The organism is Streptomyces sp. 184 (assembly GCF_045781775.1).
GTDB lineage: Bacteria > Actinomycetota > Actinomycetes > Streptomycetales > Streptomycetaceae > Streptomyces.
In genome coordinates this window covers 3,832,055-3,848,978 of sequence record NZ_CP123230.1, presented here as the reverse complement: position 1 = coordinate 3,848,978, position 16,924 = coordinate 3,832,055, and the positions used below count along the sequence as shown (strand labels likewise).

16 protein-coding genes and 1 pseudogene are annotated in these 16,924 nt (G+C 72.6%); 10 read left to right on the top strand and 7 right to left on the bottom strand.

Going from position 1 to position 16,924, the window contains the following annotated elements; genetic code table 11:
• Positions 1–145: 145 nt before the first annotated feature.
• From QBL21_RS16085 to QBL21_RS16075, 3 genes are all read left to right on the top strand, one after another.
• Positions 146–2,989: a PQQ-dependent sugar dehydrogenase gene (locus tag QBL21_RS16085; RefSeq protein ID WP_407562876.1), complete on the top strand. Its 2,844-nt coding sequence runs from the start codon at positions 146–148 to the stop codon at positions 2,987–2,989.
• Entirely contained in the window at positions 2,986–4,182 is a 1,197-nt protein-coding gene (locus tag QBL21_RS16080) for a ThuA domain-containing protein (RefSeq protein ID WP_407562875.1), read from the top strand. The genes QBL21_RS16085 and QBL21_RS16080 overlap by 4 nt, the downstream gene beginning before the upstream one ends.
• A 71-nt stretch (positions 4,183–4,253) precedes the next feature.
• Complete coding sequence (locus QBL21_RS16075) at positions 4,254–6,074, top strand: glycoside hydrolase family 71/99-like protein (protein WP_407562874.1); 1,821 nt, start codon at positions 4,254–4,256, stop codon at positions 6,072–6,074.
• 49 nt (positions 6,075–6,123) lie between these two features.
• Here QBL21_RS16075 and QBL21_RS16070 read toward each other — a convergent pair whose 3' ends face one another.
• The 3 genes from QBL21_RS16070 to QBL21_RS16060 form a co-directional block, all read right to left on the bottom strand.
• Entirely contained in the window at positions 6,124–7,317 is a 1,194-nt protein-coding gene (locus QBL21_RS16070) for an ROK family transcriptional regulator (protein ID WP_407562873.1), read from the bottom strand.
• A 162-nt stretch (positions 7,318–7,479) separates the two neighbouring features.
• On the bottom strand, positions 7,480–8,310 hold the full coding sequence (locus QBL21_RS16065; RefSeq protein WP_407562872.1) for an alpha/beta hydrolase: 831 nt from the start codon (positions 8,308–8,310) through the stop codon (positions 7,480–7,482).
• A gap of 121 nt (positions 8,311–8,431) precedes the next feature.
• Positions 8,432–8,800, bottom strand: a complete 369-nt coding sequence (locus tag QBL21_RS16060) for a low affinity iron permease family protein (protein WP_407562871.1) — start codon at positions 8,798–8,800, stop codon at positions 8,432–8,434.
• A gap of 394 nt (positions 8,801–9,194) precedes the next feature.
• Between QBL21_RS16060 and QBL21_RS16055 the strand changes: the two genes are divergently transcribed.
• Positions 9,195–9,548, top strand: a complete 354-nt coding sequence (locus QBL21_RS16055; protein ID WP_407562870.1) for a PRC-barrel domain-containing protein — start codon at positions 9,195–9,197, stop codon at positions 9,546–9,548.
• Between the two features lie 108 nt (positions 9,549–9,656).
• Complete coding sequence (locus QBL21_RS16050) at positions 9,657–11,195, top strand: CHAD domain-containing protein (RefSeq protein WP_407562869.1); 1,539 nt, start codon at positions 9,657–9,659, stop codon at positions 11,193–11,195.
• 66 nt (positions 11,196–11,261) lie between these two features.
• On the opposite strand, the pseudogene QBL21_RS16045 reads toward QBL21_RS16050, so the two are convergent.
• Positions 11,262–11,399, bottom strand: a pseudogene (locus QBL21_RS16045) (NUDIX hydrolase); the annotation flags it as partial.
• A 120-nt stretch (positions 11,400–11,519) separates the two neighbouring features.
• On the opposite strand from QBL21_RS16045, the gene QBL21_RS16040 reads away from it, so the two are divergent.
• The 5 genes from QBL21_RS16040 to QBL21_RS16020 all read left to right on the top strand — a co-directional run bounded on the left by QBL21_RS16040 (position 11,520) and on the right by QBL21_RS16020 (position 15,458).
• On the top strand, positions 11,520–12,044 hold the full coding sequence (locus QBL21_RS16040) for a hypothetical protein (RefSeq protein ID WP_407562868.1): 525 nt from the start codon (positions 11,520–11,522) through the stop codon (positions 12,042–12,044).
• Between the two features lie 119 nt (positions 12,045–12,163).
• A complete protein-coding gene (locus QBL21_RS16035; protein ID WP_407562867.1) occupies positions 12,164–12,472 on the top strand; it encodes a hypothetical protein in 309 nt (102 codons plus the stop codon).
• A gap of 204 nt (positions 12,473–12,676) precedes the next feature.
• Positions 12,677–13,222, top strand: coding sequence for a PH domain-containing protein (locus QBL21_RS16030; RefSeq protein ID WP_407562866.1), 546 nt, complete (start codon positions 12,677–12,679; stop codon positions 13,220–13,222).
• The gene (locus QBL21_RS16025; protein WP_407562865.1) at positions 13,219–14,829 is read left to right on the top strand and encodes a PH domain-containing protein; all 1,611 of its coding nucleotides are present in this window, start codon (positions 13,219–13,221) and stop codon (positions 14,827–14,829) included. Before QBL21_RS16030 ends, QBL21_RS16025 begins: the two co-directional genes overlap by 4 nt.
• Positions 14,830–14,831: 2 nt before the next feature.
• Positions 14,832–15,458 (top strand): TetR/AcrR family transcriptional regulator, encoded by a 627-nt coding sequence (locus QBL21_RS16020; RefSeq protein ID WP_407562864.1) that lies wholly within the window; start codon positions 14,832–14,834, stop codon positions 15,456–15,458.
• Positions 15,459–15,600: 142 nt separating this feature from the next.
• Here the strand turns inward: QBL21_RS16020 and QBL21_RS16015 are convergent, their stop codons facing one another.
• The 3 genes from QBL21_RS16015 to QBL21_RS16005 are packed head-to-tail and all read right to left on the bottom strand — an operon-like array spanning position 15,601 to position 16,924.
• Positions 15,601–16,281, bottom strand: coding sequence for a polysaccharide deacetylase family protein (locus tag QBL21_RS16015; protein WP_407562863.1), 681 nt, complete (start codon positions 16,279–16,281; stop codon positions 15,601–15,603).
• On the bottom strand, positions 16,278–16,571 hold the full coding sequence (locus QBL21_RS16010) for a hypothetical protein (RefSeq protein ID WP_407562862.1): 294 nt from the start codon (positions 16,569–16,571) through the stop codon (positions 16,278–16,280). The genes QBL21_RS16015 and QBL21_RS16010 overlap by 4 nt, the downstream gene beginning before the upstream one ends.
• Positions 16,568–16,924 carry a hypothetical protein gene (locus QBL21_RS16005; protein ID WP_407562861.1) on the bottom strand — a complete coding sequence of 119 codons (357 nt, stop codon included), beginning with the start codon at positions 16,922–16,924 and terminating at the stop codon, positions 16,568–16,570. Before QBL21_RS16005 ends, QBL21_RS16010 begins: the two co-directional genes overlap by 4 nt.

Below are 16,924 nucleotides of genomic sequence, written 5' to 3'. Positions count from 1 at the left end.
AGGGTTTCCACCCCTTCACACAGTCGTTACTTTCCATGGCGCGGACCGACTTCGGGTCCCACCGCGATCATCTCTCCCGCTCCCCCGGCCGGGCGCTCCCGGCACGGTGGCGCGCCTATGCACGTGCTAGTCGATCACCCCGTTGATGCTACGGAGGACGCTAGTGCACCGAAGATGCAGAAAGTTACTCGCCGGCCTGACGGTGTCCCTGCTCGTCTCCGCGGGCCTGGTCACCCTGGCCGCACCGATTCCCGCGGCGGCCGAGCCCGCCGCGGCAGCCGCCACCTTCCAGCAGGTCACGCTCGCCAAGGGGGTCGCCGAGACGGGCGAGCCGATGTCCCTGGCGGTGCTGCCGAACCGCTCCGTGCTGCACACGTCGCGGGACGGCACCCTGCGGATCACCGACGCCCAGGGCAACACCGCCGTCGCGGGCCGCCTCAGCGTCTACTCGAACGACGAGGAGGGCCTGCAAGGCGTCGGCGTCGACCCGAACTTCGCGTCGAACCGCTTCATCTACCTCTACTACGCGCCGCCGCTCAGCACCCCGGGCGGCGCCGCCCCGACCGAGGGCACGGCGGCCGACTTCGCCCCGTTCAACGGCGTCAACCGGCTCTCCCGGTTCACCCTCAACACCGACAACACGCTCAACCTCGGCAGCGAGGTGCGCGTACTGGACGTGGCGGCCAACCGCGGCCAGTGCTGCCATGTCGGCGGCGACATCGACTTCGACGCCGCGGGCAACCTCTACCTGTCCACGGGCGACGACACCAACCCGTTCGCCTCCGACGGCTACACCCCGATCGACGAGCGCACCAACCGCAACCCCGCGTTCGACGCCCAGCGCTCCTCCGGGAACACCAACGACCTGCGGGGCAAGATCCTGCGGATCAAGGTCAACGCGAACGGGACGTACTCGATCCCCTCCGGCAACCTGTTCTCGCCCGGGACGGCCAACACCCGGCCCGAGATCTACGCCATGGGCTTCCGGAACCCGTTCCGGATGAGCGTCGACAAGAAGACGGGCGTCGTCTACGTCGGCGACTACGGCCCCGACGCCGGCACCACCTCCGGCACGCGCGGCCCCGCCGGCCAGGTCGAGTTCGCGCGCGTGCCCAGCGCCGGCAACTACGGCTGGCCCTACTGCGCCGGCAACAACCAGGCGTACGTCGACTTCAACTTCGCCACCGGCGCCTCCGGCTCCGCCTTCAACTGCGCGAGCCCCGTCAACAACTCGCCGCGCAACACCGGCCTCACCAACCTCCCGGCCGCGCGAGCGGCCTGGATCCGCTACGACGGGGGCTCGCTCCCGGAGTTCGGCAGCGGCTCCGAGTCGCCGATGGCGGGACCCGTCTACAACTACGACGCGAACCTCCAGTCGGCGGTGAAGTTCCCCCAGGAGTTCGACGGTGACTTCTTCGCGATGGAGTTCGGCCGCCGCTGGATCAAGAACATCGACGTCAACGCCGACGGCAGCCGCGGCGCCATCAACTCCTTCCCCTGGAACGGGACACAGGTGATGGACGCGGCCTTCGGCCCCGAGGGAGCCCTGTACGTCCTGGACTACGGCACCGGCTGGGGAGGCGGCGACGCGAACAGCGCCCTGTACCGGATCGAGAACGTCACCGGCAACCAGGCGCCGATCGCCCAGGCCAAGGCCACACCCACCTCGGGAGCGGCGCCGCTGACCGTGCAGTTCTCCTCCGCCGGCACCGGCGATCCCGACGGCGGAGCCCTCACCTACTCCTGGAACTTCGGCAACGGAGCCACCTCGACCAGCGCCAACCCCTCCTACACGTACGCCTCCAACGGGCAGTACACCGCGACCCTGACGGTCCGGGACTCCACCGGGCTGACGGCGACGGCCTCGGTGCCGATCACCGTCGGCAACACCGCGCCGACCGTGCGGCTGGACACACCGGTGGACGGTCAGCTCGTCGACTTCGGTGACGCCGTGCCGTACCGGGTGACGGTCACCGACCCGGAGGACGGCACGATCGACTGCTCGAAGGTGAAGCTGACGTTCCTCATCGGGCACGACAGCCACGCCCACGAGCAGACCTCGGCCACCGGCTGCTCCGGCACCCTGCGGACCCTCGCCGACGGCGAGCACGACCCGAACGCCAACATCTTCGGCGTCTTCGACGCCGAGTACACCGACAAGGGCGGCCTGACCGCGCACGACCAGAGCGCGACGCAGACCACCACCCGGCAGGCCGAGTTCTTCACCGGCCAGAGCGGCGTCCAGGTCACCAACTACGCAGGCGCACACGGCGGCCGGGCCGTGGGCCACACCGACAACGGCGACTGGATCTCCTTCCAGCCGTACCAGCTCGCCAACGCGTCGCGCATCAGCATCCGGGCGGCCTCCGGCGGGGGCGGCGGCACCGTGCAGGTCCGGGCCGGCTCGGCCACGGGGACCCTGCTCGGCAGCGTCGCCGTGCCGAACACCGGGGGCTGGGACGCGTACCAGAACTTCTCGGCGCGGCTGTCGAACGTCCCGGCCGGGACCACCACGCTGTTCCTGGTCATCACCGGAGGCACCGGCGGGCTGCTCGACATCGACGACTTCACGTTCACCCGCAACACCACCACCCCCAGCCCTTCGGTCAGCGGGCTGGTCAACGGCTACGGCGGCAAGTGCCTGGACGTCGACGGCGGGAACACCGCCGACGGCACCCAGATCCAGCTCTGGACCTGCGGCAGCACCAACCCCAACCAGGCCCTGACCCTGCCCGGCGACGGCACCGTCCGGGCCCTGGGCAAGTGCGTGACCGGCACCGGCACCACCGCCGGCGCGCTCGTCCAGCTCTACGGCTGCGACGGCGGCGCCGACCAGCGCTGGACCGCGCAGAGCGACGGCACGCTCCGCAGCGCCGTCGGCACCAACCTCTGCATGGACGCCTCCGGCCCCTCCACGGCCGACGGCACCCGTATCCACCTGTGGGGCTGCCACGGCCGCGCCAACCAGATCTGGAGTCTCCCCTCATGAAGGTCCGACAGAACGCACTGACCCGATTACTCCGACGGGCCCGGCTCGCGGCCGGCGCCGTACTGTGCGCCGCGACGCTGACCGCCACCATGGCCCCGCACGCCGCGGCCGACCCGAACGACCCGGCGTACCAGGTCCTGGCCTTCTCCAAGACCGCGGGCTTCCGCCACGACTCGATCGACGAGGGCCTCACCGCGCTGCGCGAGCTGGGCAGCGGCAACAACTTCACGGTGACCGCCACCGAGGACGCCGGTGCCTTCACCGCCGGCAACCTCGCGCAGTACGAGGCCGTCGTCTTCCTCAACACCACCGGCGACGTGCTGAACGCCGCCCAGCAGTCGGCGTTCGAGGGCTACATCCGGGGCGGCGGCGGATACGTCGGGGTCCACGCGGCCTCCGACACCGAGTACGACTGGCCCTGGTACGGCGGTCTGGCCGGCGCGTACTTCGCCTCGCACCCCGCCATCCAGACCGCGACCGTCAACGTCGAGGACCGCGCGCACCCGGCCACCTCCCACCTCCCGGCCACCTGGCAGCGCTCGGACGAGTGGTACAACTTCCGCGTCAACCCGCGGTCCGGTGTCCGGGTGCTGCTGTCGCTGAACGAGTCCACCTACAGCGGCGGCAGCATGAACGGCGACCACCCGATCTCCTGGTGCCGGAACTACGACGGCGGCCGGTCCTTCTACACGGGCCTGGGCCACACCGCCGCGTCGTACACGGACGCCGCCTACCGCAACCACCTTCTCGGCGGACTCCGCTGGGCCGCGGGCGTCGCCGGCGGCAACTGCGGCGCGGGGAGCGGGGGGACGCAGGGGCACATCACCGGCTACGGCGGCAAGTGCCTGGACGTCCAGGGCGGGAACACCGCGGACGGCACCCGGATCCAGTTGTGGTCCTGCGGCGCCACCAACCCCAACCAGATGTTCACGGTGCCCGGCGACGGTACGGTCCGGGCCTTCGGCAAGTGCGTGACCGGCACCGGCACCACCGCGGGGTCCCCCGTCCTGCTCTACGGCTGCGACGGCGGCGCCGACCAGCGCTGGACCGCGCAGAGCGACGGCACACTGCGCAGCGCCGTCGGCACCAACCTCTGCATGGACGCCTCCGGCCCCTCCACGGCCGACGGCACCCGCATCCACCTGTGGGGCTGCCACGGCCGCGCCAACCAGCTCTGGGCGCTGCCCACCTGACCCGCCTCCGCTCACCGCGGGGCAGGGCCCCGGCCCTGCCCCGCGGCCTCCACCATCGAGGGTGAGACAACGTGCACGAATCCAGACCGCTCCGCAGATGTCTTCCGGCCGTGCTCGGCCTGGCGCTGCTGCTCCTCGTCGGCGCCGTACCGCTGTCCTCCCAGGCCGATGCCGCTCCCGGACGGCACTCGGTGACCGGCCAGGTGTACACCGGCTACCAGGGCTGGTTCAACGCCCCGGGCGACGGCTCGCCGCGCAACTCCTGGCGGCACTGGGCGAACAACTCCGCCCCCTCCCCCGGCAACCAGAGCTTCGAGCTGTACCCGGACATGAGCGCGTACCCGGCGTCCGCGCGGTTCCAGACCGGGTACGCCCCGCTGGGCAACGGACAGCCCGCCACGCTGTTCTCGTCGTATCCCACCGCCGTCGTCGACCAGCACTTCTCCTGGATGCAGAGCTACGGCATCGACGGCGCCGCCCTCCAGCGCTTCGGCGTGGACCTGCTCGACCCGGTGAGCAAGCAGAACCGCGACACCATCACCGACCGGGTGCGGGACGCGGCCGAAGCCCACGACCGCGGCCTCTACGTCGAGTACGACATCAGCGGCCTCACCGACGCCAACGTCGAGCAGACGCTGAAGAACGACTGGACGAACACCGTCACCGGCACCCTCGACCTGACCTCCTCGCCGTCCTACGCCCATGAGGACGGCCGGCCGGTGGTCGGCATCTTCGGCTTCGGCTACACCAGCCGCCCCGGCACCGCCGAGACGGCGCTGCGCGTCATCCGGTGGTTCCAGGACCAGGGCGCCTACGTGATCGGTGCTGTCCCGCACGGCTGGCGCACCGGCGGCGGCGACACCCGGCCGGGCTTCGCGCCGGTCTACCAGGCCCTCGACATGCTGTCCCCGTGGCTCGTCGGCAACGTCGGCGACCTCCTGCCGCGGCTGCGCGCCGACCGCGCCGACCTCGACAGCCGGGGCCAGGCGTACCAGCCGGTGATCTACCCGGGCTTCGCCTGGTCCAACTGGAACGGCGGCACCCGCAACCAGATCCCGCGCAACTCCGGGGCCTACCTGTGGGGGCAGGCGGTCGCGGTCCGCGAGGCCGGGATCCCCCAGGCGTTCATCGCCATGTTCGACGAGTACGACGAGGCCACCGCCATCGCGCCGGCCGCGAGCGACTCGTCCATGGCCCCCACCAACCAGTACTTCCTGACCCTCAGCGCCGACGGCACCTACGTCTCCCCCGACTTCTACCTCCGCCTGTCCGCCGAGGCCAGCCGGATGATCACCGGGGACAAGCCGCTCGTGAGAACGGTCCCCATCCCGCTGTCGACCGGGCCCGACCTCCTGCGCACGGGCGCGGAACTACAGCAGGACGTCCAGCCCACCTGGACCGACTCGGTCGGCCCCGGCGGCAGCGGCAACGTCACCGGGGCGAGCGGCTCCGGCGCCCCGACGATGGGCACCGTCACCGGCGCCGACCGGAAGTCCGGCCAGTCGGCGCTGCGGCTCCAGGGCAGCACCCCGGCCCCCGCGCACAGCTACGCCTACTTCCGGGCGTTCGACGTCGACATCCCGGTCACCTCGGCGACGCGGCTGTCCTACGACTTCCTGCCGAAGAACGAGAACGGCCGCAGTATCTCGGTGGACTTCGTGACGACCGACGGCACCACGCTGCGCGACTCGTCGGCGACCACCACCACCGGCATCGACATGCACCCCGGTGCGGCGAAGGGCACGGTCGGCTCCTGGACCACCGTCCAGAGCAACTTCGGCCCGGCCCTCGCGGGCAAGACCATCGACACCATCCTGATCGCCTACGACCGGAGCGGCGCGACCGGCGGCTTCGGCGCGTTCATCGACAACCTCGCCATCAGCACCGCCTGAGCCACGTACCCGCCGCCGGGGCGTCCTCGACGCCCCGGCGGGCGGACGCTCAGCGCAGCAGCAGGGACTCCGGCTGCACCGACAGCATGTGGTCCAGGACCAGGCAGGCGGCGCCGACCGCGCCGACGTCGTCGCCCACGGCGGTGCCGGTCACCGCCGTCGCATGGGTGGGCCTGACGAACGGCGACGCGGCCACCATCGGGGAGATGATCCGCAGGAAACGGTCGGAGAGGTACGGCCAGATGGGGCCGCCGAAGACGATGACCTCGCTGTCCACCAACGTGGCCGCGGCGCACACCCCCCGGCCGACCCGGACCGCCCACCGGTCGATGATCCCCCCGGCGGTCTCGTCGGCGTCGGCCAGCCGGCACAGCTCCACCAGGCCGCGCTGGGCGTCCCGCGGGCTCGCCGGCGCCCACCCGGCGTCGAGGACGCCGAGCCGGATCGCCTCCTCGACCATCGACCGGGTGGTGCAGGCCGCATCGAGGCCGCCGATCTCGCCGGCGTTGCCGGACACCCCGCGCAGCACCGTGTCGTCCACCACCAGGCCCATGCCGGAGCCGGTGCCGAGGTAGAAGAAGAGGAAGTCGCCGGTGTTCGCCGCGGCACCCGCCCAGCGCTCGGCGATGGCGGCGGCGATGACGTCCTTGTCCAGCAGCACCGGCAGGCCGGTCTCCCCGCCGAGGAAGTCGCGCAGCGGTACGCGCCCCCAGCCCTCCAGCTCCGGCGGGTCCACCACCAGGCCGGCCTCGATGTCGACGGGCCCCGGTGCGGCGATGCCCAGGCCGAGGATCCGCTCCCGCGGCACGCCCGAGTCGGCGAGGAGTGCGTGGACCGAGGCGCCGATGCCGGCCATCGTCTTGTCCGGGTCGACGACCTGCGGGGTGGGCTGGCGCCGGTGCGTCACCACCCGGCCCAGCAGATCGAGCACCACGTAGGTGATCACCGCCGGATCCAGGTGGGCGCCCACCACGTACCGCGCCTCGGCGTTGACCTGGAGAAGCGTGCGCGGCTTGCCGTTGCCGGAGCTTTTCTTGCCGGTCTCCCGCGCGAGGCCGTCGTCGAGGAGGCGGCGGCAGATGTTGGAGACGGTCTGCGCGGACAGGCCGGTGGCCGCCGCCAGTTCCACCCGGCTCAGCCCCTCCGGTTCGCGGCGGATCACGTCCAGGATGACGGACTCGTTGAAATCGCCCATGCGGGGCAGGTTCGTGCCGCGCCGGATCGCCGGCGTCCTACGTCCCATCTCGGCTTCCTCCACGCGCGGGATGACCACCAGGATGCCCGCGATGCGCGTGGATCGTATCCCCTGGCCGACCCGGCGCGCGGCCGGCCCGCGTGGAGCAGGAGTACGCGGGTTCCTTCCGCGGCGGCGGCGTGGACCGAGTGCGTGCGTCAGCTCACCGGGTCACCCTGTCCCGGCAGCCCCTGCCGGGCCGTCCGGCCCCGCATCCGTGAGGTGGCCCCGGAACCACGCGGTCAGGTGGGCGTCCACCTCGCGGGCCAACGGCACCTGCGGAGCCGGCTCGATGCCGGGCTCCTCGGCGAGCGGATGCGCCAGCCCGGGAATCGGCAGCAGTTCGGATCCTTCGCCTACGGCCTCGACGAGATCCACCGCGTCGGCGCGCAGCGCCGGGTGATCCAGCTCGCCGCTGACGACCAGCAGCGGTGCGCGGCCGGCGAGGGCACCCGCTCTGGCGACGAAGTCCAGGCTGTCGACGACCTTCTCGGACTCGGCGTCGTACGGGTAGTCGTCGGTGATGAGGGCCACGACGGGCCGCATCCGGATGGCCGCGTTCACGAGGGCGCCGGCGAAGACCGGGATCTCGGTGTCGGCGAGGATCCGCAGCGCGACGGCTCCGCCCAGCGAGCCGCCGAGCACGCCGATCGGGCCGTCGTCGACCGGCAGTTGCGTGCGGAGGGACGCCAGCGCGGCCGGGAACTCCTCGGTCGCCTGCCGGACGAACGGGTACAGAGCGGCCATCAGGGCGTCCCTGCGGACAAGCTCCAACCCGGCGGCCATGTTGCCGTCGACCATGCGCGCCCCGCACATCGGCATACCGAGGTGCACCCGCCAGGCGGGCACGTCGTTCATCGGCAACGCGGCGGCGAACGCGGCGTCGGACCTCGGCGGGTCAAGCATGTGCCACGTGACGATCAGCGGCGCGGGGCCGTCGCCGGCCGGTGGCAGTGCGGTGAACGGCACACCGGCCGCGGTGCCCGTGATCGGAGAGTGCATACGGCCACGGTAGGTCGGCCGCGGCGTGCAGAGAATCGGTTACGCCACCAGCAGAGCACAGCGGGCCCCCGTGTCACGGCGTGAGGGGAGCATCCTCGGGTTTCCCGTGGCCGGGCCGTCGTCAGGTCTGCTGCTCCATGTTGACGGCTTCGCGGAGTTCCTCGCTCGCGACCCCCGGCTCCCCCTGCTGGATCTCCAGCAAAGCGGCGGCGATGGCGTCGAGTTTGCGCTGGATGGCGTACTCGGCGCGCCGTTCGGAGGTCTTCAGCAGCGCCAGGAGCAGCAGCGCCACCGCGGACATCGCCTCGCCCACCAGCAGCAGCCACGGCGTGGGCAGCTTCAGCATGTGCGCGGTGATCGCGGCGGCCACCAGCACGAGGCACACGCCGAAGAAGCCGGGCGAGCTGGTGAAGTTCGAGGCGTGCTCCGCCAGGCGCGAGAACCGGCCCGGCCGGTCGCCGTCACGGTCGGCGGGGTGCTGAGGTGCCATGAGGTCGCCCGCCGCCTTCATGCGCCGGACCCGTCTGCGGGTGCCCCCGGGGGGCGGCCGCGGACCGGCCCGAACAGGATCTCCGTATGCGCATCGCCTCTCGGCAGGGACGCGCCGCGTTCACTCACCACGGGTCGCACCTACCCCACCCGATCGCACACATGCACGGCGTACCGGCACTTCAGCCCGCTGCCGGCCCGCCGCCCGCGACCGGGCACCGGCGGCGGCGGGCTCCCGTACCGGGTCCTGGCCCAGCCTGTTTCCGGGGTCCGCGCCCAACTCGCCGCCGGCCGCACGTGTGAGACCGGTGCGACCGGACACCCGGTTCGTTGAGCGGCAGTCACGGATTCGCCGTCTGCCGCGAGGAAGACTTTCCACTGAGGGAGCCTGTGCAATGAGCGACAATCTCTGGGGCTATCCCCCGGCATCCGGCCGCGCCCCGGGCAGCAGCCTGATCGGCTACAAGGTCGAAGCGACCGACGGCGGCATCGGCAAGGTCGACAAGCACTCGGACGACGTCGGCGCGGCCTACCTCGTGGTCGACACCGGCGTGTGGATCCTGGGCAAGCACGTCCTGCTCCCCGCGGGCACCGTCACGCGCATCGACGTCGAGAACGAGAAGATCTTCGTGGACCTCACGAAGAGCCAGATCAAGGACTCGCCGGAGTTCGACAGGGACAAGCACATCGGCGACTCGGCCTACCATGATCAGCTCAACGAGCACTACGGACGTCACCGCCGCATCTGACCCGCCTGCTTCAGTCCAGCAACCCACGGGCCGACCAGCACCCCCTGGCCGGTCTGCGGGCACGATCCGACAGCCGGCCGCACGTCGCAGCGCGGCATGGGAGACCGTATGGCCAAGTCGAAACGAGAAACGGAACGCAAGTACGCGGCGACCGCTGCCGACGGTGTCTCCTGGCTGCCCGACCTGACCGGTGTGCGCTCGGTCGCCTCGCTGGCAGAGGGCGGGGTGGAGGAGCTGGACGCCGTCTACTACGACACCGACGACCTGCGGCTGACGCGCACCGGTGCGTCCCTGCGGCGCAGGACCGGCGGCACGGACGCCGGCTGGCACCTGAAACTGCCGCTGCCGGGCGACAGCCGGGAGGAGATCCGGTCCACGTCGTCGCCGGAGGACGTGCCCGAGGAGCTGCGGGTGCTCACCGTTTCCCGCACCCGCGGAGCTCCGCTGCGGCCGGTCGTGCGGATCCGTACGACCCGCTCCGGGCATCGCCTCCAGGACGCCGAGGGCAACCTCCTGGCCGAGCTGAGCATGGACGCGGTGCATGCCGAGTCGCTGCTCGACACCGGCGGGCACGCGGTGTGGTCGGAGATGGAGGTCGAACTCGCCGACGACGGCGACCCCTCGCTCCTGGACGGTGTCGAGAAGGTGCTGCGCAAGAACGGCGTCGAGCGCGCGCACAGCCCGTCGAAGGTGGTCCGCGCCCTCACGGAGACCACGCCGCTGCTGAAGCGCACGCCGGACGCGCCTGCCGGGACCGCCGCCAAGTCGGCCGGCGACCACGTGCTCGCCTACGTGCGCCGGATGGCCGCCGACCTGACGGACCTCGACCCCGCCGTCCGGCGCGAAGCGGACGACGCCGTGCACCAGATGCGCACCACCGCCCGCCGCCTGCGCAACTGCCTGCGCTCGTACCGCTCCGTCCTCGATCGCGAGGTCACCGACCCCATCCGGCAGGATCTGAGGTGGCTCGCCCAGGAACTCGGCGCCGAGCGCGACCACGAGGTGCTCCACGAGCGGCTGGCCTCCGGTGTCCGTGAGCTGCCGGGCGAGCAGGTCCTCGGCCCGGTCACCGCGCGGCTCCAGGTCTGGGACGTGACGCAGCGGGCCGAAGGCCGGCGCCGCACCCTCGACGCGCTCGCCTCCCCCCGCTACCTGAAGCTGCTGAACGGGCTGGCGGCCCTGGGCGAAGCTCCGCCGCTGCGCGCCAAGGCGGCCGGAAAGCCGGAGAAGGTCCTGGTCAAGGCGCTCCTGAAGGAGTACGGGCGGCTCGCCCGCCGGATGGAACGCGCGCTGGCCATGCCCTCGGGGCCCGAGCGTGACGCGGCGATCCACCACGCCCGCAAGGCCGCCAAGAGGCTCCGCTACGCCGCGGAGGCGGCCCGCCCGGCGCTGGGGAAGCCCGCGAACCGTCTCCGCAGGCGCGCGAAGGCGGTACAGCAGGTGAGCGGCGCCCAGCACGACGGCGTCGTCACCCGCGACGCCGTGCTCCGCATAGCGCTCGCCGCGCAGGCGGCGGGCGAGTCCGCCTTCACGTGGGGCGTGCTGCACGGCGAGGAGAGGGCCGCGGCCCGTACGCGGGAGGACCAGCTTCCGCAGGCGTGGGCGCGCGTACGCCCTGCCGCCCGCCGCAAGGCACTGCGCCGCTGACGGAGCGCGCGCCTCAGTGCCGGATCAGCCCGCCGACCGGGACGGCGGCGACGTGGCCGGTCGCCGGAACGGATCCTCGGCGTGCTCGACCCTGCCGCCCGGAAGGGTCCAGTTGCTCCCGCCCGTCGGCGGCACGTGCCGGGCGAGCAGCACCCGTCCGCCCTCGATGCACACGGCGTACGCCGCCAGCCGAAACCTCGTCATCCCGCGCCTCCCGTCGAAACCTGCCCCGATGTCCAGGAGCCACACGCTCGTCGAACGACCGGTCGATGCCGTCAAGGTCACTCTGTCGCGGCGGAGGGTGATGGCCGTACGGTGCCATGCATGAACGTCGAGGTGCTGTGGTGGACCGCGGGCAGGCTTGCCGCCCGCGGTGACGGAACCGACGGGGCCGTGGCGCCCGAGTGGGGGCAGGCGGTGCACCGCGCCGCCCAACTGTTGCAGCCGGCCTGGCCCGAGGAGATGAGCGACAACGATCCGGTGCTCGGCCTGGAGGTACTGGCGCTGCTGCTGTACGCGCGGGGCGACGAGCACGGCGGCGTCGGGAAGGTCCCGTTGGACGTGCTGCTCGGGGACCTCGAAGGCGACGGGCTGGCGGAACTGCTGCGCCGGCGGCTGGCGGCCCGGGGAGACCACGCCGGCGCCGGCAGGCGGGTCACCGAATTGCTGGAGAGCCTGGCCACGTACCGCGAGCTGTCCGCCGACGACGAAGCGGATCTCCCCGGCCTCGGCAGGACGCACCCCGCCGGCCCGAACCTGGAGTGGGGCAGCGGGTGGGCGGCGAGCATGCTGCGGTGGCACCACCGCCCGGCGACCCCCTCGGGCGAACGTGGTCCCGGCCCTTCCTGACCTGGGTGAGGAGCACCCCCGGGGGGATTTCCCGGGGGCGTCACCATGGCCGCATGATTCATCGGAGCGTGTGAGGGCAGCAGCACGGTGAACGCGAGCCGTTCCGGGTAAGGAGCGTCATGTCCCGATTCATCATCACCGTCCCCGGCACATTCCTCTCTCCCGTCACACCGTCCGCGGTGACGGCTCTCCAGCAGAAGCTGGCTTCACTGCACACGGACGTGAGCGAGAACGAAGGTCTGGACCTGCTCACACGGAACGAGGACAACACCTTCTCCGTCCGCCTCGAAATCGAGGCTCCGGACCGCTACGAGGCCGAACTGGACGCCACCCGGCTCGTCGCGGCGGCTCTGCGCGGATCAGGCGTCGAGGAGACCGACGCGCCGCTCGGCCCGCCGGCGGTCACCGGCATCGACAGCGAGCTCTGAGCCCTCCCTGCCACCCGCACCCGCCCGTCCCGCCGCCCGCTCCGAGAGATCCCTGACGAGTCGGCGGGAGAGCGCCGGCCCCCGGGCACTGAAGGGTCGCTTCCCCGTGGCTCCCGCGCGGACCTCCTCCTGAACCGACAGGTATAAGATTAGACCGAACGGTCAAGCCATGTACCGATCGGTCAAGGGTCAGGAGAAGCGCTCATGGACACCCTCCCCGTGGCGGAGCCCACGCCGGACCAGGAGCGGGAGCCGGAGCACGGTGAGATGCACGTGCGCCTTCCGCGTCTGCGCGTGGAGCGGCGGGCCGTGCTGTGGTGGATGCTGCGTGCCCTCCTGCAATGGGGTCTCCTGCTCTCGGCGCTCGTCGTGACCTGGGTGCTGTGGGAGCCCGCCCGCGTCTGGGTGCTCGTCCCGGCGACCGGGGTCGCGGCGGTCCTCGCGGTCAAGCTGGCCGTCGAGCCGTGGTGGCGCTACCGGGTGCACCGGTGGGAGTTCACCGAGCAGGCCGCCTACGCGTCGAGCGGCTGGCTGGTGCGGGAGTGGCGGGTCGCGCCGACCTCCCGTATCCAGACCGTCGATGCCGTCCGGGGGCCGCTGGAACAGTTCCTCGGCCTCTCCACGCTGCGCGTGACCACCGCCTCGTCGTCCGGCGCGATTGCCGTTCAGGGGCTCGACCGGCGGACCGCCGAAGAGGCGGCGACGCGCCTGGCGGCCGTCGCGGAACTGGTCGAGGGGGACGCGACATGAGCGCCGCCACCGAACCCGCGGCAATGGCCGCAGCCACGGGCACGGCGCCGGGCGGCTGGCAGCGTCTGAGCCCCCGGGTCATCTGGGTCGATCTGGCGCGCAGCGTCCTCTCGTTCGTGCCCGGCGCGGTCGCGGTCTTCGCCGTCGGGGTCGAGCCCTCGCTGTCCGCCCTGTGGCCGCTGGCCCTCGTCGCGGTGGTCGGGGTGGGCGGCGCCGTCGCCGACATCGTGCGCTGGACGTTCACGCGCTACCGGATCACCGCCACCGACGTGGAACGGCGCACCGGTGTCCTCGTCCGGCGGCACCGCACCCTGCGGCGCGACCGGGTCCGCAGCGTCGACACCCACGCGAAGCTCCGGCACCGCCTGACCGGCCTCCGGGTCGTCACGGTCGGAGCCGGGCAGCAGACCGGGGCCGGTGAATCGGCCCTGTTCCTCGACGCCTTGACCAGGGATGACGCCGCCCGGCTGCGCGAGCTGCTCCTCGAGGGCCGGTCCCCGGCAGAAGTTGGGGCCCCGACGCAGGCCCCGACGCAGGCCACACCGGCGGAGACCGCGACCGCCCGGGAGGCGCCGGGCGAGCCGGACGCCGATGTCCTCGCCACCCTGCGCCCTTCGTGGGTCGTCCACAACGTGGTCGGCATCTGGGCGTATCTCACGGCCGCCGGTCTGCTCTGGGGCCTGTACTGGTTCGCGGCCACGTTCGGCGTCGACCTGCTCGACGCCGCGACCGCTCTCGCGGACCGGGGCTCGCTGGGCCGGCCGGGGACCGTCGCCGTCGCCGTGATCGTCGTCGGCCTCATCGGCGCCCTGGCGATGGGCGTCAACTTCTTCACCTCGTACTGGGGGTTCGAACTCGCCCGCGTGCGCACCGGCGGCACCGGTCAACTGCGCACCCGTCGCGGCCTGTTCAGCACCCGCGAGGTCGGCCGCGACGAAGCGCGGATGCGCGGCGTCTCGATCGGCGAACCGCTCCTGTGGCGCTGGATGGGAACGGCCGACACCAACGTCATCACCACGGGCCTCGGCCTGTGGAGCATGGAGCAGCCCACGGCCATCCTGCCCCGCGGGCCGGTCCGCGTCGCCCACGCCGTGGCCGGCCGCGTGCTCGGCTCGCCCGGCACGTTCGCCGCGCCGCTCGCGGCCCATCCGCCGGCCGCGCTGCGCAGGCGCCTGTGGTGGGCGACCTGGGCCGCCGCCGTGCCCGCGGCGGTCGTCGCCGTACCCGCCGCGTCCGGCGCCGTACCGGCGCGGGTGCTGTGGGCGGCGGGCGCCCTCTGGCCGATCGCCCTGCTCGGTGCGGTCGTCGCCTACCGGGCCCTCGGTCACGCCATCGTCGGTGACCATCTCGTCGTACGCGCCGGGCTGGTGAGCCGTACGACCTCGGCGCTGCGCCGTGACGCGGTGAGCACCGTCGCGGTGCGCCAGTCGCTGTTGCAGCGGCGGCTCGGCCTCAGCACCGTGGCCGCGATGACGGCCGCGGGCTGGGGCGCGTACGAGGCACCCGACATCTCCGCGCACGAGGCGGTCGCCTTCGCCGCGCAGGCCGCACCCGGGGTCATCGACGAGTTCGTCGTCTCCTCGCCGGACCAGGGGGGAGGATGGTGACCATGTCGTCATCATCCGACGCGGCGCGGACCTTCACCGAGACCGCACGACGCGCACAGCTCGTACAGGCGGCGATCACCACGGTCAACGAACTGGGGTATCCCCGGGCCTCGCTCGCCGAGATCGCCCGCCGCGCGGGAGTCGCCAAGAGCGCGATCGTGTACTACTTCGCCTCCAAGGACACCCTCCTGCTGCATGTGGTCGACCACGTCTTCACCGCGCTGGAGGAGGCGCGGGCGAAAGCGGTCGCCGCGCACACGGAGCCCGCCGCGCGGCTTCGCGCGTACGCCGAGAGCCATCTCGCCTACGTCGACGCCCACCGCCCCGAGATCACGGCGGGCATCGAGATCGTGGTGTCCCACCGGGGACCCGACGGGGTGCCGCTCTATCTCACCGCGACCGACGAGGACACCGCCCTGCTGCGCGCGATCCTCGGCGACGGCATGGCGCAGGGCGTGTTCCGGCAGATGCCGCTGCGGATCGCCGTCGATGTCGTCGAGGCTCTTCTCGACACGGTGACCACCCAGTTGCAGCGGGACCTGACCGCGGACCTGACCGCGCTGCGGGCGGAGATCACCACGATCGTCTTCCGCGGACTGGCCGTACCGGACCGAGCGGTGCCGGACTGAGCACTACCGGAGCCGGCCGTGCCGGGTCGGCCGGTGTCGCCCTCGGCGGGTTCAGCCGATGTCGACGCGGTGCGCTCCGCGACCGCTCAGCGGTATCCGGGCCGGGGTGCCGGCCGCGCCGGGCGAGGGCTGAGGCCGGGCCTCAGGCGATGCGCTGGATCATGGTGTTGCTGATCTGGTAGCGGTATCCGGCGTCCCGTACGGCACGGTCGTGGTCCGGGCTCGTGCCGTACGGGGAGCCGTAGAGCCACACGAACGCGGGCGCCTCGCGGCCCGTGACCCGCTCGACGGCCCGCCGGGGGGCGAAGATCTCGCGCTCGTAGTCCTCGGCGGTGACCACCTTGGCGATCTCCTCGTGGGACCCGGTGTGGGGGGTGACGACGTGCCGCTCGGCGAGCTGCGCGACCTGGTCCCACGTCATCGCGAGGCGCTCGGCGGCGCGTTCCTCCTCCACCAGCGTGATGTGGTGGGCGTCGGCGAAGGCGCGCTGCTGCGGCACCGGGCAGTCGATGAACCGGGTGATCACGGGGAACCAGGCGGTGATGCCCAGCTCGTCGCAGATCGGCGCGGCCACGGTGGCGGTGTTGAGGTAGCCCTCGTAGAAGACGGGGACGAAGGCCGGCCGGTCGAGGGGCCACTCGCCGGTGGCGTAGAAGGCGTCCAGGTCCGCCAGGGTGACGGAGGCGAACGAGTCCGCGTACGCGGTCAGCTCCGCGCGCAGCTCGCCGGCCATCGAGGCCGGGGTGTTGTGGTAGTTCACGACACGCAGGTACCTGCCCTGCTCGAGCGCTGTGCCGTGCTGCTGGAATCCGGCCTCGGTCACGCCCGGCTCCCTTCGTCGAAGTGGGTGCGGGCCAGCACGGTGAGGACCGAGGCGAGCGCCGCCAGGTCGTCGTCGGGGGCGCCGGGGCGCAGCCGGTCGGCGTAGGCGCGGTTGAGCGCGGCGAGTTCGGGGCCCTCGCGGAGCGCGTCCTGCTCGCGCACCGGCGGGAGCGCGCCGGTGAGATCCTCCAGGGCGAGGAACATCGGGATGCCCTCACGTTCGAGTGCGCGGCGGTCGCAGTCGGCGAGGACGCCTTCGGGGTCGGGGTGGGGCTCGTAGCGGGCTGTCACGGGTGGTCTCCCTGGGGGTGAGGGGCGGGCAGCGCCCCGCTGCCGTTCGCGGCCGTCCCCGGCTGCGGCCAGGTGACGAAGACGAGGTCCGGGTCGAGCGCCAGGGCGCCGGCGAGCGCCGCCGCGGCCCGCTCGACCGCGTCCCGCATGGCGGCGGGGTCCCGGGGGCGGCCGCGGACGACCGCCACGGCGGCCGGGGCGGGGCCGCCGCCCGAGGCGGAGCGGGCGGCGACGATGCTCTGGACGACCACCGCGTCCGGGGTCAGGCCGAGCCCGGCGCCGACGGCGGACGCCAGCCGGCCGAGGACTCCGGCGTCCACCGCGCGATCGGTGGTGAGCTGGACGACGGGCAT